Here is a 16933-nt window from a genome sequence, read left to right on the forward strand (position 1 = left end):
ACCCGCTCAGAGCGCGGTCGGCAGCGATCCCCTGGCGGCCTCGTAGGCCGCGCCCACCCGGTACAGTCGATCGTCAGCCAGCGCCGGCGCCATGATCTGCAGCCCGACGGGCAGATTGTCGTCCGGCGACAGGCCCGAGGGCACCGACATGCCGCAGTGCCCGGCCAGGTTCAGCGGCAGCGTGCACAGGTCGAACAGGTACATCGCCAGCGGGTCGTCGACCTTCTCACCGAGCCGGAACGCGGTGGTCGGGGTGGCCGGCGACACCAGCACTTCCACGGACTTGTAGGCCTCGTCGAGATCGCGGGCGATCAGCGTCCGCACCTTCTGCGCCTGGTTGTAGTAGGCGTCGTAGTAGCCCGCCGACAGCGCGTAGGTGCCGATCATGATGCGGCGCTTGACTTCCGGGCCAAACCCGGCGGCGCGCGTGAGCGCCATGACCTCCTCGGCGCTGCGCGTGCCGTCGTCCCCGACCCGCAGGCCGTAGCGCATCGCGTCGAAGCGGGCCAGGTTGCTGGACACCTCCGACGGCAGGATCAGGTAGTAGGCCGCCATCGAGTAGTCGATGTGCGGGCAGTCGACCTCGCTGACCTCGGCACCGAGTTCGCGCAACTGGTCGACCGCGGCGTTGAACGACGAGAGCACGCCCGGGTGGTAGCCCTCGCCGCGGTGCAGCTGGGACACCACGCCCACCCGGACGCCCTTGAGGTCCCCGCCGGCGCCGGCCCGGGCGGCGGCCACCACGTCGGGCACCGCGGCGTCCACCGACGTCGAATCGCGCGGGTCGTGCCCGGCGATCACCTCGTGCAGCAGCGCGGTGTCGAGCACCGTGCGCGCGCACGGGCCGCCCTGGTCCAGTGACGAGGCGCAGGCGATCAGGCCGTAGCGGCTGACGGTGCCATACGTCGGCTTCACCCCGACGGTGGCGGTCAGCGCCGCGGGCTGGCGGATCGAGCCGCCGGTGTCCGAGCCGATGGCCAGCGGCGCCTGGAACGCCGCCAGCGCGGCCGCGCTGCCGCCGCCGGAACCGCCGGGCACCCGGTCGGTGTCCCAGGGGTTGCGGGTCGGGCCGTAGGCCGAGTTCTCGGTGGACGAACCCATCGCGAACTCGTCCATGTTGGTCTTGCCCAGGATCGGGATGCCCGCGGCGCGCAGCCGCTCGGTCACCGTCGCGTCGTACGGCGAGTTCCAGCCCTCGAGGATCTTCGATCCGCAGGTGGTGGGCATGTCGGTGGTGGTGAACACGTCCTTGAGCGCCAGCGGCACCCCGGCCAGCGCGGACGGCAGCTGCTCGCCGGCGCTCGCCTGCTTGTCGACCGCGGCGGCGGTGGCCAGCGCCTGCTCGGCGGCCACGTGCAGGAAGGCGTTGTACTGGCCGTCGGTGCGGTCGATCTGGTCCAGGCAAGCCTGGGTGGCCTCGGTGGACGACACTTCCTTGGCCGCAATCTTGGCGGCGAGTTCGGCGGCGGACAGCCGGATCAGGTCGGCGTTGCTCACTGGCTCTCCCCTAGGATCTGCGGAACCTCGAAGCGGCCGTCGGCGGCCCGCGGGGCGGCGGCCAGGGCCTGCTCCTGGGTCAGGCTGGGCGCCACCGCGTCCGGGCGGGTGACGTTGACGTCCTTGAGCGGGTTGTCGGTGGCCTCGACGCCGGTGCAGTCGACGGCCTGGATCTGGCTGACGTGATCGAGGATGGCGCCGAGTTGGCCGGAGAAGCCGTCCAGCTCGTCATCGGTCAGGGCCAGCCGGGCCAGCCGCGCCAAGTGGGCGACATCATCTCGGGAGATCTGGGACACGAGCGTCAAGCCTAGTCGGGCTGTGAAAAAGTATGCGCGTGCCTTCCTATCTACTGCGAGTCCGGCTCGACGACCGGCCGGGCAGCCTCGGTTCCCTGGCGGTGGCGTTGGGCTCCGCGGGCGCCGACATCCTCTCGCTGGACGTGGTCGAGCGGACGTCGGGCTACGCGATCGACGACCTGGTGGTCGACCTGCCCGCCGGCGCCATGCCGGACACGCTCATCACGGCCGCCGAGGCGCTCGACGGCATCCGGGTGGAATCGATCCGGCCGCACACCGGGCTGCTGGAGGCGCACCGCGAACTCGAACTGATCGACCACGTCGCCGCCGCCGGGGACCGCGCGGCACGGCTGCAGGTACTCGTCGACGAGGCGCCGCGGGTGCTGCGGGTGGGCTGGTGCACGGTGGTCCGCTCCGCCGGGGCCGGCCTGCAGCGCGTCGCCGGCAGCGCGAGTGCGCCCGAGACGCAGCCGGATTCGGCGCCATGGCTGCCGCTGGCGGCCGCCCAGGCCCTCGACGGGACCGCCGACTGGGCGCCGCAGTTGTGGCGCGACATGGACACCACCTTGGCGGCGGCCCCGCTGGGCGACCCGCACACCGCGGTGCTGCTGGGCCGGCCCGGCGGTCCCGACTTCCGGCCCTCGGAGGTCGCCCGGCTGGGCTACCTGGCCGGCATCGTCGCGACCATCCTGGGCTGAATCCTGCTCGGCCCGCCCGTCACATCACCGCGTTGCCGGCGTCGACCGGCAGCGCCGTGCCGGTGATGTACCGCGACTTCGGGCCGGCCAGCCACACCACGGCGTCGGCCACATCCTGCGCCTCGACGAACGGCACCGGCAGCAGGTTGCCGGCCATCGCCGCCGACGGCGCGCTGCCGGCGAACACGTTGGCCATGTGCTCGTTCATGATCATCGGGGTGGCCACCCCCGTGGGATGCACCGAGTTCACCCGAATATTGTGCTGCGCATAGGCATTGGCCGCCGAGCGCATCAGTCCCACGACCCCGTGCTTGGAGGCGGCGTAGGCGAACATCGCGGCGCTGCCGTCGCCGCCGCGGCCGATCAGCCCCTGCATGGAGCTGGTCAGGATGATCGAACCGCCGCGGCCCTTGCGGATGATCGACGGCGCGGTGGCCGCGATGGTATGCCACACACCGTTGAGGTTGGTGTCCACGATGGTGCGGTAGAGCTCCTCGTCGTCCGGGTCCGGCAGGCCCATCGCGACGACGCCGGCGTTGGCGACGACGATGTCGATCTCGCCGAGTTCATCGATTCCGCTCTGCACCCCGGCCCGCAGGTCCGCGAGGTTGCGCACGTCGGCGACCACGGAGACGACGCGGCGCCCGGCGGCCCGGACCAGGTCGGCGGTCTCGGCGAGATCCTCCTTGGTGGCCATCGGGTACGGGATGTGTTCGACGTCGGCGCAACGGTCGATTGCGATGATGTCCGCACCCTCGGCCGCCAGCGCAACCGCCTCGCTCCTGCCCTGCCCGCGTCCCGCACCGGTGATGACCGCGACGCAGTTCTCCAGTTCTGCCATGTCCCGCTTTCGTTTTCGTCAGTCGTCCGAGCCCGGGCTGCTGTCCGGGCCCTCTTCGAGAAGTCGACGGAACCCGTCCTCGTCGAGGATGGGTACGCCGAGTTCCACGGCCTTGTCGTACTTGGAACCGGGCGCGTCGCCGGCGACCACGTAGGCGGTCTTCTTCGACACCGAGCCGGCCGCCTTGCCGCCTCGCACCAGGATCGCCTCCTTGGCCTGATCGCGGGAGAAGCCGGCCAGCGAGCCGGTCACGACGATGGACAGGCCCTCGAGGGTGCGCTCGATGCTGGTGTCGCGCTCGTCGGCCATCCGGACGCCGGCGGCGCGCCACTTCTCGACGATCGCGCGGTGCCAGTCGACGGTGAACCACTCGACGACCGCGGCCGCGATGGTGGGCCCCACGCCCTCGACCGCGGCCAGCTGTTCCTCCGAGGCCGCCTCGATGGCCTCGAGGCTGCCGAACTCGCCCGCCAGCGCGCGGGCCGCCGTCGGCCCGACGTGCCGGATCGACAGCGCCACCAGCACCCGCCACAACGGTTGGGCCTTGGCCTGATCGAGGTTGCCCAGCAGCCGCTCACCGTTCTTCGACAGCTCACCCTTCTGCGTGGTGAACAGCTCGGTGCGCAGCAGATCCTCGGCGGTCAGGGTGAACAGCTCGCCCTCGTCGGCGATGACCCCGGCCTGCAGCAGCGCGGTGGCCGCCTCGTAGCCCAGCCCCTCGATGTCGAACGCGCCGCGGCCGGCCATGTGGAACAGCCGCTCCCGCAGCTGCGCGGGGCAGCTACGCGAGTTCGGACAGCGGATGTCGGCGTCGCCCTCCTTGGCCGGCGCCAGCGGGCTGCCACACTCGGGACACGTTGTCGGCATGACGAATTCGCGCTCCGAGCCGTCGCGGACATCGACGACGGGGCCGAGCACCTCGGGGATGACGTCGCCGGCCTTGCGGATCACCACCGTGTCGCCGATCAGCACGCCCTTGCGCTTGACCTCCGAGGCGTTGTGCAGCGTGGCCAGCCCCACCGTCGAACCGGCCACCTTGACCGGCTCCATGTACGCGAACGGGGTGACGCGCCCGGTGCGCCCGACGTTGACCCGGATGTCGAGGAGCTTGGTGGTGGCCTCCTCGGGCGGGTACTTGTAGGCCGTGGCCCAGCGCGGCGCGCGGGAGGTGGAGCCAAGCCGGCGCTGCAGCGAGACGTCGTCGACCTTGACCACCACACCGTCGATCTCGTGCTCGACGTCGTGGCGGTGTTCGCCCCAGTAGGCGATCCGCTCCTCGACCGCGGCCAGGCCCTGCACCCGGGCGGTGTGCTCGGAGACCGGCAACCCCCAGCTCTTGAGCGCCAGGTACGCGTCGTGCAACGAGGTCGGGGTGAAGCCCTCGACGTGGCCGAGGCCGTGGCAGATCATCCGCAGCCGGCGCCGCGCGGTGACGGCGGGATTCTTCTGCCGTAGCGAGCCCGCCGCGCTGTTGCGCGGGTTGGCGAACGGCGGCTTGCCCTCGGCGACCAGGCTGGCGTTGAGCGCCTCGAAGTCCGCGACGCGGAAGAACACCTCGCCGCGCACCTCGAGCACCGCCGGCACCGGGTACTCGTCGCTGCCGGTCAGCCGCAGCGGGATGCCCTCGATGGTGCGGGCATTGAGCGTGACGTCCTCACCGGTGCGGCCGTCGCCGCGGGTGGCGCCGCGCTCGAGCCGGCCGTCGCGGTACACCAGCGACAGCGCGACCCCGTCGATCTTCAGCTCGCACAGGAAGTTCTGATTCTCGCCGATCTCGGCGCGCAGCCGCGAGGTCCAGGCCGCCAGCTCGTCGGTGTTGAAGACGTTGTCCAGGCTCAGCATCCGTTCGAGATGCTCGGCGGGGGCGAACTCGGTAGCGAAACCCGCGCCGCCGACCAGCTGGGTGGGTGAATCCGGGGTGCGCAGCTCCGGATGCTGTTCCTCGAGCGCGTTGAGCCGGCCCAGCAGCGCGTCGAACTCCCCGTCGGAGATGATCGGCGCGTCCCGGATGTAGTAGCGGAACTGGTGGTCACGGACCTCGTCGGCGAGGTCCTGCCACTCGCGGCGCAGATCGGCTTCCTGCGGATCTGCTTCGACGGCATCTCCGAGGTCGGGGTCAGCGGGGCTCACCATGGCAGGTTAACCAAGTCGGCCGACACCGAACCCACGCACATATGCTTCGGGCGTGCCCCATCCGATCATGTTCGACGACGACGACCCGGGCCTGGCCGAATTGCGGCGCATCGCGCTGGATTTTCCCGGCGCGGCCGAGAAGGTCTCGCACGGTCGCCCGGTGTTCCACGCCCCGAAGATGTTCGCCATGTACGGCGGCACCTGCAAGACGACCGGCGAGATGGTCTCGTTCCCGCACTCGGTGCTGGTCAAGGTCGACGAGGCCGAGCGGCCCGCCCTCGAGCAGGACCCTCGGTTCTTCTTCCCGATGTACCTGGGGCCCTTCGGCTGGCTGGGGCTCAACCTGGCCGCCGCGAAGGTGGATTGGGACGAGGTCACCGAACTGGTGGACGCGTCCTTCCGCCTGACCGCCGCCAAGAAGCACATCAAGGAACTCGACACGCGGATTAGTCGCCCAGGTAAGCCGTCGCCTCGATCTCGATGAGGAACGCCGGGCGGCCCAGCGCTGCGACGCCGACGACGGTGTGCGTCGGCTTGACGGGGCCGGTGAAGTACCTGGCACGGGCCGCCGAGGCGATCGGCGCGTCAGCGACATCGACGAGGTAGGTCGTTGTCCGCACGATGTCGTCCATCGACCCTCCGGCCGCCTCCACGACGGCCTTCATGTTCTTCATCGCCTGCTCGGCCTGGGCCTCGATGTCGCCCTCCCCGACGATCGCGCCGTCGGCCGCGAAGGACACCATGCCGGCGATGTGCAGGGTGTCGCCGGCCCGCACGCCGTACGAGTACGTGTTGTTGACGGCCGGGTCGGCGGGCAGGTCGGTGGGCATGATCGCTTCGGGCATGACAACCTCCACGGGGCTCGGTTCGTCGCAGGCTACTCCGACACGTCCTCGACGAAGGTGCGCAACCGTTCGATCCGTTGATCCCAGCGCCGCGACAGGGCTTCGAGATAATCGCCGGCCGCCGTCAACGATTCCGGCCGCATGGTCCAGATCCGTTCCCGGCCGCGTTTTTCGCTGTGCACCAGACCGGCCGATTCCAGCACCGTCAGGTGCTTGGTCGCCGCCTGCCGGGTCGCCGGGATCGCTTGGGTCAGCGTCGAGGTCGAACAGGGCCCGTCCGCGCAGAGCCGGTCGATGATGCGCAACCGGTTCGGGTCGCCGAGGGCGTCGAAGACCGGCGCGGCCGCGGCCTCGGGTGCGGTCAAGCCCACTGCGGCGCCGTGACGTAGCGACCGATCAGGGTCAGTTGCTCGGCCCAGCCCTGCGAGTTGTCCGTGAACGCGGCGCCGCGCCGGGCGGCGGGCAGCGCGTCGAATCCGGATTCGACGATCTCCAGCAGGACTCCGTCGTCGGTCTCGGACAGCGTGAACTCGACGAGCGTGGTCAGATCGGCAAATTCCGCTCCGGGCAGGGGATTCCATCGGAAACTGAACCGGCGCCGCGGTTCCACGGCGACAATCTGCAGAACGAACGACTCTTCCTCGTGGGCCCGTTGGGCCGCGGCGATCTCCTCGTCGACGGCGGTCCCGGTCATCGCGCAGACGATCGAGGCACCGGGGACGAACCGGCCGTCGACGCGCATGCCGAACCAGGTGCCGAACTGTTCGGCGTCGCTGATGGCGCGCCAGACCCGGTCCAGCGGCGCGCGCAGGACGGCGCTCTTCTCGATGCGATCGGTGGACATATATGCAACCTCCTAGTTTCCTATTGAGAGGTTACGACTGGAAGAGATTATGCGCAACCTTCTGGTTGCCCATTGCTCAGATGGCGTCGGGATCGGACGCCAGGCCGTCGGCCACCTTCTGGCACAGTTCCACGGCCCGCCGGGCCCATTCGGGCGTCGCACCGGCCAGGCCGCAGGCCGGCGTCACTCCGATGCGCTCGGTCAGCACCGCGCGAGGAAAGCCCAACCGGTCGGTGACCGCGGCGACGGCACCGGCGACCTGTTCGACCGACGGCCGCCGCGCCGGTTCGAGCGCGGGGACCGCCCCCAGCAGCACGGTGCGGCCGGACTCGAGGAACTCCCCCAGCTGATCCAGGTCCGCGGCCTCGAGCACAGTAATGTCCACCGCGACCGCGCCGATCGTGCTGCGGCGCACTACGTTCCACGCAACGTCGGCGGCGCAGCAGTGCAGCATGACCTCGGCCCCGACCCGGTCGGCAACGGCGTCGAGCAGTTCGACCGCGAGCGACTCGTCCACCGGGTGCACCGGGTTCAGACTGGTGACGCCACTGAGCCGCCCGGCCAGCGCGGCGGGCAGTGTCGGCTCGTCGAACTGCACCACCACCTCGGTGTCGAGACGCCGGCCCAGTTCGGCGCGGTGGGCGGCCACGCCCTCGGCCAGCGAGGCCGCCAGATCCCGCACCGCGCCGGTGTCGGTGATGGCGCGGTGCCCGTTGCCCAGTTCGAGTTCGGCGGCCAGCGTGATGGGCCCGGGTGCCTGCACCTTCACCGGGCGCCCCGACCCACGCAATCCGGCCAGCTCCCAGGCCTCCTCGAGGGCGTCCATGTCCTCTCCGAGCAGGCTCGTGGCCCGCCGCGCGACCGCCCCGCGCCGCGCGACCACGCGGTACCCGCGGGGCACCGTGTCGATGGCGATGTCGACCAGCTGCGCCCCGGCCCGGCCGATCAGATCGGCACCGACGCCCCGGGCCGGCAGCTCGACCAGGTGCGACATCGAATGCAATTCGCCCACAACGATTTCGGCGGCGGGCCGCGCAGCGGTCCCCGGCCAGGAGCCGACCCCGGTTGCGGTCGCGAAGATGCTCACCGGTCAACCGTATGGGATCGCCGCTAGAGTTCAGGACGTGGGCCTCGTCGTACGGCTGCTGTGCTGGTGTCTCGCCGCGCTGGCCCTACCGGCGTGCACCACGACCGTCGACGGGCTCGCCCGCTCCCCCGCCGGCGCAGAACTGTGGGCACCGCCGCTGATCGACGCCCACGCGGTGCTGCTCGACCTGAACACCATGCGGGCCATCACCGGGGCGGGCACCGACCTGTCGGTGATCCCCTCGATGGACACCGCCTATCCCGTCGACATCGAACCGCTGGCCGAGCAGACCCCGCCGCCGTGCCGGTTCCTGTTCGCCGAGACCGCGACGTTCGGCACCAGCATCGACGACTTCCACAAGATCAGCTACCAGAGCCCGCCGGACGCCGGGCTGATCTCCCAGGCCGCCGCCGTGTACGTCGACAAGCCAGCCGCGCGGACGGTGTTCGACACCTTGACACGGGCCGCCACCGACTGCGCGCAGACCCGATTCGGCCAGACCTACCTCGGCGAGGTGAGCGCCGACGGGTCCGCCCTGCAGACCCGCTCGGGTGAGTGCGGCCGCGACTACCGGCTCAAGGCGGTGGTGGTCGCCGAGGTGACGTTCTGCGCGTTCGGCGAAACCGTCCCCGAGATCGTGCTGGCGAACCTGCTCGGCGGCATCCCCGAGTAGGCCGCGTCAGACCCGGATCACGTTCGGCCCCAGGGCCTCGTAGCGCTGCGCGGCCGCCGCGGACAACTCCGTTCCGGTGACGATCGTCTCGAAGTCGGCGACGCCGGCGAACCGGCAGAAGTGCGCCACGTCGAATTTCGAAGCCGCCGCGACGAGGACGCTGCGCCGCGCCACGCTCAGGGCGGTCTGCTTGACCGCGGCCACCGCCGGGTCCGGGGTGGTGGCGCCGTGCTCGATCGAGATCCCGTTGGTACCGAGATAAGCCACGTCGATGACCAGGGTCTGCAGCCGGCTGACGGCCCAATGGTCGACGGTCGCCAACGTCCGGCCGCGCATCCGCCCGCCGAGCAGCAACACCGTGACGCTGGTGCTGTCGGCCAGGGCCTCGGCCGCCAACAGCGATGCGGTGACCACCGTGAGCGGGGACTCGGCCAGGCGTTCGGCGATCAGCCGCGGGCTGAAACCCTCGTCGAGATAGACCGTTTCGGCGCCGTGCAGCAGCCCCGCGGCCGCATTGGCGATGCGGTGCTTCTGCGCGAGGTCGACCCGGCTGCGATATTCGACCCCGGATTCGAATCCGGCGGTCTCCAGCGCGATCGCCCCGCCGTGCACCCGCTTGAGCAACTTGCGCCCGGCCAACACCTTCAGGTCGCGGCGGATGGTCTCGCTGGCGACACCGAGTTCGTCGGCCAGGGGCCCGACCTCGACCCGCCCCCTGGTCCGGGCGAACTCGACGATGCGGGCCTGCCTGCTCTCGGAATCCACCGTCGGTCCCGCCTAGTGGCCGGACAGCACTGCCCGCACCTCTTCGGGCGTGGTCGCCGCGCGCAACCGCGCCACCTCGTCGGGCTTGAGGAACACCTGCGCGATCTGCGTCAGCAGCGCCATGTGGTCCTTGCCCGCGCCGGCGATGCCCACCACGAATTCGGCGGGCTTGCCATTCCAGTCGATGGGCTCGGCGTAGCGCACGAACGACATCCCGGTGCGCCGGATCGAGTCCTTGGCCTCGTTGGTGCCGTGCGGGATCGCCAGGCCGTTGCCCATGTAGGTCGACACCGAGGTCTCGCGTTCGTGCATCGCGTCGACGTAGGACGCCTCGACGGCACCCGCGTCCACCAGCAGCCGGCCGGCCTCGCTGATGGCGTCGGCGCTGGTGCGCGCCGCGCCGGCCAACACGATCGACTCCAGCCGCAGCACCTCCTCGCCCGCCGGGGCCGCATCCTCCTCGACGGCCGGGGTCTCGGGCGCCTGGCCTGACTCAGGGGCATCGGGCGCGCCGTCGCGACCCAGCAGTTCCACGATCTCGTCGTAGCGTGGGCTGGCCATGAAGTCGTCCACCGAAACATGCACGGCCGACGGCGTTTTCAGACGCGCCCGGTCGGTCAGATCGCGATGGGTGACCACCAGGCCGTAGCTGTCGGTGAGGTTGGCGATGGACTGGTTGGTGACCTTGACCTCGCGATGGCCGGCCTGCTGCACCTTCTTGCGCAGCACGGAGGCCCCCATCGCCGAGGAGCCCATGCCCGCGTCGCAGGCGAACACGATGCTGGTTATCGGACCGCGCGGAGGACCGTCCACCAGTTGGGCGGCCACGCTGGACTTCTTACCCTTCATGGACTCCATCTCGGCCGTCGCCGCGGCGAGGTCGGGCTCCTCGGTCGCCCGGTCGGTCTTGAGCAGCAGCCCCGCCACCGCGAAGGAGACCGCGGTGGCCCCCAGCACCGCCAGGGTGACCCCCAGGAAGCTGCCGGTGGCGGTCTGCGCGTAGATGGCGATGATCGAACCGGGCGCCGCCGGCGCGCGCAGGCCGGAGTTGAACAGCACGTTGATGAACACGCCGGCCATGCCGCCGAGGATGGCCGCGGCGATCAGCTTGGGCTTCATCAGCACGTACGGGAAGTAGATCTCGTGGATGCCGCCGAAGAACTGAATGATCGCCGCGCCGGGCGCCGAGGCCCGGGCCATGCCGCGGCCGAACACCATGTAGGCCAGCAGGATTCCCAGGCCGGGTCCGGGGTTGGTCTCCAGCAGGAACAGGATCGACTTGCCGGTCTCCAACGCCTGGGTGGAGCCCAGCGGGGTCAGCACGCCGTGGTTGATCGCGTTGTTGAGGAACAGCACCTTGGCGGGTTCGATGAAGACCGAGGTCAGCGGCAACAGGTCGTTCTCCACCAGGAAGTCCACCGCGCTGCCGGCCGCCCGGGTGAACGACGAGACGATGGGCCCGATTCCGAAGAAGCCGAAGATCGCCAGGAACATACCCAGGATGCCCGCCGAGAAGTTGTCGACGAGCATCTCGAAGCCGGGCCGGATCTTGCCCTCCCAGAGTTCGTCGGCCTTCTTCATCGCCCAGCCGCCGAGCGGGCCCATGATCATCGCGCCCATGAACATCGGCACGTCGGCCCCGGCGACGACGCCGATGGTGGCGATCGCGCCGACCACCCCGCCGCGCACGCCGTAGACCATCCGGCCGCCGGTGGCGCCGATCAGCAGCGGCAGCAGATAGGTGATCATCGGGCCGACGACACCGGCGCCCTCGTAGGCTCCCCAGCCGCCGATCTTGGCCACCCAGCCGTCGGGGTCGCGCAGCGCCTCGAAAATCCCGGCGAGCCAGCCGGTCTCGATGAACAGCGCGGTGATCAGGCCCCAGGCGATGAACGCGCCGATGTTGGGCATGACCATGTTCGACAGCGCGGTGCCGAGTTTCTGGACCCGGACCCGCAGCCCGGTCCGCGGTGACGACGCTTCAATGGTGGACAACTCAGGACCTCCGGTCTCGGCGCGACAGTGATGCCAGTCACATCACCTGACTAGCAGTAAACCCCACAAACGGGCACATCGGCAAGCATTCGGGCATATCCGGGCGAACATTTTGGTGGTTTTGTGCCCGGATTGCCGATAAGGTCGCTACAGTGCTGTCAGGTCACACCTCGTGCACACCCCGATGTACACACCCAGATCCGACGCCGGAAGGACACCACCATGCAGGCCCTGCGCTTCTACGCACCCGAGGATGTCCGCCTCGAGGACGTTCCCGAACCGACCTGCGGTCCCGACGAGATCAAGCTGCGGGTGCGCAACTGTTCGACGTGCGGCACCGACGTCAAGATCTTCTACAACGGCCACCAGAACCTCTCCCCGCCGCGCACCATCGGCCACGAGATCGCCGGTGAGATCGTCGAGGTCGGCGCGAATGTGAACGCCACCTACGGCTCGAACTGGCAGGTGGGCGACCGGACCCAGGTGATCGCCGCGGTGCCGTGCGGTGAGTGCTACGAGTGCCGCAAGGGCTGGATGGCGGTGTGCCAGAACCAGACCTCGATGGGATATCAGTACGACGGCGGCTTCGCCGAGTACATGATCGTGCCCAAGCAGGTGCTCAAAGTCGATGGGCTCAACCGGATCCCGGACAACGTCGGCTATGACGAGGCGTCGGCGGCCGAGCCGTTCGCCTGCGCGATCAACGCCCAGGACCTGCTCGGCATCGAGGAGGGCGACACGGTGGTGGTCTTCGGCGCCGGCCCGATCGGCTGTATGCACATCCGCATCGCCCGCGGCGTGCACCGCTGCGGCCCGGTCTATCTCGTCGACGTCAACGAGGCCCGGCTGCAGATGTCGGCCGACGCGGTCGCACCCGAGGAGATCATCGACGGCTCCAAGGTCGACGTCGTCGAGCGCGTCATGGAACTGACCGGCGGGCGCGGCGCCGACGTCGTCATCACTGCCACCGCGGCCAACATCGCCCAGGAGCAGGCCATCGCGATGGCCGCCCGCAACGGGCGCATCTCGTTCTTCGGCGGCCTGCCCAAGAACAACCCGACGATCACCTGCGATTCCAACGTCGTGCACTACCGGCAGTTGCACATCCACGGCGCCAACGGGTCGGCCCCGGAGCACAACAAGCGCGCCCTGGAGTACATCTCGACCGGGCAGGTGCCGGTCAAGGACCTGATCACCCGGCACGTACCGCTCGCGCAGGTGCTCGATGCGTTTCAGATCGTGAAGAACGGCGAGGCCATCAAGGTCACGGTCGAGCCGTAGCCCCGATGGTGGCGCTGGCCAGCACCTCGTCGCCGTCCGCGTCGGGGCGGTAGAGCACCATCGTCTGACCGCGCGCCACCCCGCGCAGCGGGGTGTGCAGGCGCATCCGCAGTTCGCCGTCGACCACCTCGACGACACCGGGGGCCAGCCCGCCGTGCGCGCGCACCTGTACCTCGCATTCGAGGGGTCCTCGCAGCGGCTGCCCGGAGGTGAAAACCGGTCGCTCGCCCCGTAATTCGACGACGTCGAGGTCGTCGGCCGAGCCGACCCGCACGGTGCCGGACTCGGCGTCGATCTCGGTGACGTAGCGCGGCGCGCCGTCGGGACCCGGGCCGGCGATGCCGAGGCCCTTGCGCTGCCCGATCGTGAACCCGTGCACCCCGTCGTGTTCGGCGAGCACGGTACCGCCGCCGTCCACCACGGCACCGGGGCGCACGCCGATCCGGGCGCCGAGGAACGCGCGGGTGTCCCCGGTCGGGATGAAGCAGATGTCGTGGCTCTCGGCCTTCTGCGCGACCGACAGTCCGCGGCGCTGCGCCTCGGCGCGGATCTCGGGCTTGGCGGTGTCCCCCACCGGGAACGCCGCGTGCCGCAACTGCTCGGCGGTGAGCACCGCCAGCACATAGGACTGATCCTTGTCCTTGTCGACCGCGCGCCGCAGCCGGCCCTGCGCCAACCGGGCGTAGTGGCCGGTGGCCACCGCATCGAAACCGAGCGCCAGCGCCCGGGCGGCCAACGCGGAGAACTTGATCCGCTCGTTGCACCGCACGCACGGGTTCGGGGTCTCGCCGCGCGCGTAGGACTCGACGAAGTCGTCGATCACGTCTTCCTTGAAGCGGTCCGCGAAATCCCAGACGTAGAACGGGATCCCGAGCACGTCGGCCACCCGGCGCGCGTCGGCCGCGTCCTCCTTCGAACAGCATCCGCGCGAACCGGTGCGCAGCGTGCCCGGCGCCGAGGACAGCGCCAGGTGCACACCGACCACGTCGTGTCCGGCGTCGACCATCCGCGCGGCGGCGACCGAGGAATCCACCCCGCCGCTCATGGCCGCCAACACCTTCATCAGCGCGGCACCCCGGCGCTGGCCAGGGCCGCCTGGCGGGCCCGCTGTACCGCCGCCGGCAACACCCGCAGCGCCGCCTCGATGTCGGCCTCGACGCTGGTGTGTCCCAACGAGAGCCGGATGGATCCGCGCGCGGCCGCCGGGTCGGCGCCCATCGCGAGCAGCACGTGCGAGGGCTGGGCCACCCCGGCCGTGCAGGCCGAACCGGTGGAGCACTCGATCCCGTTGGCGTCCAACAGCATCAGCAGCGAGTCGCCCTCGCACCCGCGGAAGGTGAAGTGCGCGTTGCCCGGCAGGCGGTGCGTGCGCGAGCCGTTGACCACCACGTCGTCGATCTCGTCGAGCACGCCGGCGATCAACCGGTCGCGCAGTTCGCGCAGCCGGGTGCTGTTGGCCTCGCGGCCCTCGACCGCGATCTGCAGCGCGGTGGCCATGGCCACCGCGCCCGCCACGTCCGGTGTGCCCGAACGGACATCGCGCTCCTGACCGCCGCCGTGCGACAGCGGCACGCACGCGGTGTCGCGGCGCAGCAGCAGGGCGCCCACGCCGGTCGGACCGCCGAACTTGTGGGCCGTCACGCTCAACGCCGCGCAGCCGCTGTCGGCGAAGCTGACCGGCAGATGCCCGACGGCCTGCACCGCGTCGGTGTGCATCGGGACGTCGAACTCGGCGGCCACCGCAGCCAACTCGTCGACGGCCATGACGGTGCCGACCTCGTTGTTGGCCCACATGATCGACACCAGTGCGACGTCGTCGTGCTCCTCGAGCACGGCGCGCAGAGCCGCCGGCGACACCGCGCCGTCGGCGTCGGTGGGTACGAAGGTGATCGCGGCGCCCTCGTGTTCGCCGAGCCAGCTGACCGCGTCGAGCACCGCGTGGTGTTCGACGCCGGTGGTGACGATGCGGCGCCGGCGTTCCTCGGCGTCCCGCCGGGCCCAGTAGATGCCCTTGATGGCCAGGTTGTCGCTCTCGGTGCCGCCCGCGGTGAAGATCACCTCGGAGGGGCGGGCGCCCAGCGCGGCGGCGATGCTCTCGCGGGACTCCTCCATCCGGCGGCGGGCGGCGCGGCCGGCGGTGTGCAACGAGGAGGCGTTCCCGACCGTGGCCAGCACCGCCGTCATCGCCTCGATGGCAGCAGCGTGCATCGGGGTGGTGGCGGCGTGGTCGAGATACACCGAAGTGGCGGGGCTCATGACCCGTCCAGGGTACCCGCCGGACGACGCGCCCCCACCCGCGAGTTAGGCGGCCAGGGCGTGCCCGGCCGGCACAGGCGCGACGCCGGCCGCGCGCACCGCGGTTTCACAGCGCCCGGCCAGTTCACGCCGGTCGGTTCCGGGTAGTTGCAGCGACTCCACGCGGACGTGCACCACGGTGCGCCGGGCGACCACCAGGCGGCACAACGAGGCCCACAGCGTGTCCTCGCCGATGTAGGCCGGCACCGTCGAGGCGCTGCCGTCGCGGTGGTGATAGGCCAGCCGCAGGGGCTGCACCGGGCGTTCGGCGTCGATCGCGGCCTGGAACATGGCCGGGCGGAACCGCCCGTAGCCCAGCCCGCACCAGGTGGTGCCCTCCGGGAACGCGACCACGGTCTGACCGGCCCGCAACCGGGTCGCCACGGTGGCCACCACCGCCGGCAGCCGGCGCAGGCTGGTCCGCTCGATCGGGATCACCTTCATCAGCCGCGCGACCACGCCCAGGGCCGGCCAGCGCACCATCTCCGCCTTGGCGACGAAGGACCCGGGCAGCACCGCGCCGATGGTGAAGATGTCCACCCAGGACACGTGCCCGGCGACCACCAGCACCCCGCGTAGATTGCGAATCGGCCCGCCCGAGATGGTGATTCGCACCCCGAGGGCGCGCAGCATCAGGCGGCAGTAGCCGCGCTGCAGGTGCGAACGTCCCGGCAGCGGGACGGCCAGCAGCGGCAGGGCCGGCAGCAGGAGCAGGGCCAGGCCCGCGCGCAGCGCCACCCGCGTCGCGACCATCGGACGGCGGCCGGCCGGGGCGGCGCCGGCGCGCAGGCAGGCGTCGGTGCAGGAGGCCCGCGGCAGCCAGGCGTGCTCGGACATCACAGCCCCGCCCCGGTGCCCGCCATCGACCGCAACCGCCGCAGGTAGCGGGTGTCGGCGCGGTTCTTGGCCAGCAGGGCGGGGAAATCTCCGACGCCGAAATCGGGATCGTGGGCGGGCTCGCCGCAGACCTGGGCGCCCAGGCGCAGATAGCCGCGCAGCAGCGGCGGCAACGCCGGGCGTGCGGGCGGGTCGATGTCGTCGAGGCCGCGCCCGTCAATGACCACGGGTCGGTACGGGAAGACCGTGTGCTCGGGGGCCGCGGCATGGCGGCGGTTCACGAAATCGCGCACCCCGCGGATCTGGGCGCCCGGGGCCAGGTCGCCGTGCGGATCGGCCACCGGCACCGACACGCACCCCGCGACGTAGTCGTAGCCGCAGCGGTCCAGGTAGGCCAGAATGCCGGTCCACATCATCAACACCACCGCGCCGTTGCGATGCTCGGCGCGCACCACCGCGCGGCCCATCTCGACCAGCGAGGGCCGCAGCGCATCGAGCCCGCGGACGTCGAATTCCGTTGCGGTGTACAGGCCCCCGGCGGCGATCGCCCCGGGCGGCGGCAACATGCGGTAGCACCCGACCAGGGCGCCGCTGTCGTCGTCACGCACCAGGATGTGGTCGCAGAACTCGTCGAACTCGTCGTGATCGCGGCCGTCCGGGGCTCGCAACGCGAACCCGGGCTCGGTGCTGAACACGTCGTAACGCAGCCGCTGGGCGGCCTCGATCAGCTCGGCGTCGGTCGACAGCAGCAGCGAATAGCGTGCCGCGGTGGCGGAGGCGGCGGATTTCTCGGCGGGAATGAGTACAGCTGCAGTGCTCATGGCCTGCACGTTCGCGCAGCCAGCG

18 protein-coding genes are annotated in these 16933 nt (G+C 70.7%); 4 read left to right on the forward strand and 14 right to left on the reverse strand.

What is annotated here, in order from left to right:
* Positions 1–6: 6 nt before the first annotated feature.
* A complete protein-coding gene (gatA, locus tag EL338_RS15425; protein ID WP_126334543.1) occupies positions 7–1497 on the reverse strand; it encodes an Asp-tRNA(Asn)/Glu-tRNA(Gln) amidotransferase subunit GatA in 1491 nt (496 codons plus the stop codon).
* Positions 1494–1793 (reverse strand): Asp-tRNA(Asn)/Glu-tRNA(Gln) amidotransferase subunit GatC, encoded by a 300-nt coding sequence (gatC, locus tag EL338_RS15430; protein WP_126334544.1) that lies wholly within the window; start codon positions 1791–1793, stop codon positions 1494–1496. Before gatC ends, gatA begins: the two co-directional genes overlap by 4 nt.
* A gap of 32 nt (positions 1794–1825) precedes the next feature.
* Here gatC and EL338_RS15435 point away from each other — a divergent pair, with 32 nt between their 5' ends.
* The gene (locus EL338_RS15435; RefSeq protein ID WP_163792187.1) at positions 1826–2491 is read left to right on the forward strand and encodes an ACT domain-containing protein; all 666 of its coding nucleotides are present in this window, start codon (positions 1826–1828) and stop codon (positions 2489–2491) included.
* Between the two features lie 19 nt (positions 2492–2510).
* On the opposite strand, the gene EL338_RS15440 is transcribed toward EL338_RS15435, so the two are convergent.
* The gene (locus EL338_RS15440) at positions 2511–3332 is read right to left on the reverse strand and encodes a mycofactocin-coupled SDR family oxidoreductase (RefSeq protein ID WP_126334546.1); all 822 of its coding nucleotides are present in this window, start codon (positions 3330–3332) and stop codon (positions 2511–2513) included.
* 18 nt (positions 3333–3350) lie between these two features.
* Entirely contained in the window at positions 3351–5462 is a 2112-nt protein-coding gene (gene ligA, locus EL338_RS15445; protein WP_372939229.1) for an NAD-dependent DNA ligase LigA, read from the reverse strand.
* A gap of 55 nt (positions 5463–5517) precedes the next feature.
* Here ligA and EL338_RS15450 point away from each other — a divergent pair, with 55 nt between their 5' ends.
* Positions 5518–5949: an MmcQ/YjbR family DNA-binding protein gene (locus EL338_RS15450; RefSeq protein ID WP_126334548.1), complete on the forward strand. Its 432-nt coding sequence runs from the start codon at positions 5518–5520 to the stop codon at positions 5947–5949.
* Here the strand turns inward: EL338_RS15450 and EL338_RS15455 are convergent.
* The 4 genes from EL338_RS15455 to EL338_RS15470 all read right to left on the reverse strand — a co-directional run bounded on the left by EL338_RS15455 (position 5912) and on the right by EL338_RS15470 (position 8241).
* On the reverse strand, positions 5912–6310 hold the full coding sequence (locus EL338_RS15455; protein WP_126334549.1) for a RidA family protein: 399 nt from the start codon (positions 6308–6310) through the stop codon (positions 5912–5914). The genes EL338_RS15450 and EL338_RS15455 overlap by 38 nt on opposite strands.
* A 32-nt stretch (positions 6311–6342) precedes the next feature.
* Positions 6343–6675 (reverse strand): ArsR/SmtB family transcription factor, encoded by a 333-nt coding sequence (locus EL338_RS15460; RefSeq protein WP_126336894.1) that lies wholly within the window; start codon positions 6673–6675, stop codon positions 6343–6345.
* Entirely contained in the window at positions 6672–7154 is a 483-nt protein-coding gene (locus EL338_RS15465; RefSeq protein ID WP_126334550.1) for an SRPBCC family protein, read from the reverse strand. The genes EL338_RS15460 and EL338_RS15465 overlap by 4 nt, the downstream gene beginning before the upstream one ends.
* Positions 7155–7230: 76 nt before the next feature.
* Positions 7231–8241, reverse strand: a complete 1011-nt coding sequence (locus EL338_RS15470) for a uroporphyrinogen decarboxylase/cobalamine-independent methonine synthase family protein (RefSeq protein ID WP_126334551.1) — start codon at positions 8239–8241, stop codon at positions 7231–7233.
* Positions 8242–8278: 37 nt separating this feature from the next.
* Here EL338_RS15470 and EL338_RS15475 point away from each other — a divergent pair, with 37 nt between their 5' ends.
* Complete coding sequence (locus tag EL338_RS15475; RefSeq protein WP_235666158.1) at positions 8279–8914, forward strand: sensor domain-containing protein; 636 nt, start codon at positions 8279–8281, stop codon at positions 8912–8914.
* Positions 8915–8920: 6 nt separating this feature from the next.
* Here the strand turns inward: EL338_RS15475 and EL338_RS15480 are convergent, their stop codons facing one another.
* Positions 8921–9679 (reverse strand): DeoR/GlpR family DNA-binding transcription regulator, encoded by a 759-nt coding sequence (locus tag EL338_RS15480; protein WP_126334553.1) that lies wholly within the window; start codon positions 9677–9679, stop codon positions 8921–8923.
* A gap of 12 nt (positions 9680–9691) precedes the next feature.
* A complete protein-coding gene (locus EL338_RS15485; protein WP_235666532.1) occupies positions 9692–11596 on the reverse strand; it encodes a PTS mannitol transporter subunit IICBA in 1905 nt (634 codons plus the stop codon).
* A 300-nt stretch (positions 11597–11896) separates the two neighbouring features.
* Between EL338_RS15485 and EL338_RS15490 the strand changes: the two genes are divergently transcribed.
* On the forward strand, positions 11897–12955 hold the full coding sequence (locus EL338_RS15490; RefSeq protein ID WP_126334555.1) for a zinc-dependent dehydrogenase: 1059 nt from the start codon (positions 11897–11899) through the stop codon (positions 12953–12955).
* Here EL338_RS15490 and mnmA read toward each other — a convergent pair.
* Genes mnmA through EL338_RS15510 form a run of 4 tightly spaced genes read right to left on the reverse strand, consistent with a single transcriptional unit; the run spans position 12939 to position 16908 of the window.
* Complete coding sequence (mnmA, locus tag EL338_RS15495) at positions 12939–14018, reverse strand: tRNA 2-thiouridine(34) synthase MnmA (RefSeq protein ID WP_126334556.1); 1080 nt, start codon at positions 14016–14018, stop codon at positions 12939–12941. The two genes, EL338_RS15490 and mnmA, sit on opposite strands and share 17 nt — an antisense overlap.
* The gene (locus EL338_RS15500; RefSeq protein WP_126334557.1) at positions 14018–15211 is read right to left on the reverse strand and encodes a cysteine desulfurase family protein; all 1194 of its coding nucleotides are present in this window, start codon (positions 15209–15211) and stop codon (positions 14018–14020) included. The genes mnmA and EL338_RS15500 overlap by 1 nt, the downstream gene beginning before the upstream one ends.
* Positions 15212–15256: 45 nt before the next feature.
* Entirely contained in the window at positions 15257–16087 is an 831-nt protein-coding gene (locus EL338_RS15505) for a lysophospholipid acyltransferase family protein (protein WP_126334558.1), read from the reverse strand.
* On the reverse strand, positions 16087–16908 hold the full coding sequence (locus EL338_RS15510; RefSeq protein WP_126334559.1) for a GNAT family N-acetyltransferase: 822 nt from the start codon (positions 16906–16908) through the stop codon (positions 16087–16089). Before EL338_RS15510 ends, EL338_RS15505 begins: the two co-directional genes overlap by 1 nt.
* Positions 16909–16933: the final 25 nt, after the last annotated feature.

The sequence above is a fragment of the Mycolicibacterium chitae genome (assembly GCF_900637205.1).
Lineage (GTDB): Bacteria > Actinomycetota > Actinomycetes > Mycobacteriales > Mycobacteriaceae > Mycobacterium > Mycobacterium chitae.

Coding starts and splice junctions, on each gene's coding strand:
- mnmA (WP_126334556.1), bottom strand. CDS start 14,018: ATGAAGGTGTTGGCGGCCATGAGCGGCGGGGTGGATTCCTCGGTCGCC.
- EL338_RS15465 (WP_126334550.1), bottom strand. CDS start 7,154: ATGTCCACCGATCGCATCGAGAAGAGCGCCGTCCTGCGCGCGCCGCTG.
- EL338_RS15505 (WP_126334558.1), bottom strand. CDS start 16,087: ATGTCCGAGCACGCCTGGCTGCCGCGGGCCTCCTGCACCGACGCCTGC.
- EL338_RS15490 (WP_126334555.1), top strand. CDS start 11,897: ATGCAGGCCCTGCGCTTCTACGCACCCGAGGATGTCCGCCTCGAGGAC.
- EL338_RS15435 (WP_163792187.1), top strand. CDS start 1,826: ATGCGCGTGCCTTCCTATCTACTGCGAGTCCGGCTCGACGACCGGCCG.
- EL338_RS15440 (WP_126334546.1), bottom strand. CDS start 3,332: ATGGCAGAACTGGAGAACTGCGTCGCGGTCATCACCGGTGCGGGACGC.
- EL338_RS15485 (WP_235666532.1), bottom strand. CDS start 11,596: ATGGTCATGCCCAACATCGGCGCGTTCATCGCCTGGGGCCTGATCACC.
- EL338_RS15510 (WP_126334559.1), bottom strand. CDS start 16,908: ATGAGCACTGCAGCTGTACTCATTCCCGCCGAGAAATCCGCCGCCTCC.
- EL338_RS15455 (WP_126334549.1), bottom strand. CDS start 6,310: ATGCCCGAAGCGATCATGCCCACCGACCTGCCCGCCGACCCGGCCGTC.
- EL338_RS15500 (WP_126334557.1), bottom strand. CDS start 15,211: ATGAGCCCCGCCACTTCGGTGTATCTCGACCACGCCGCCACCACCCCG.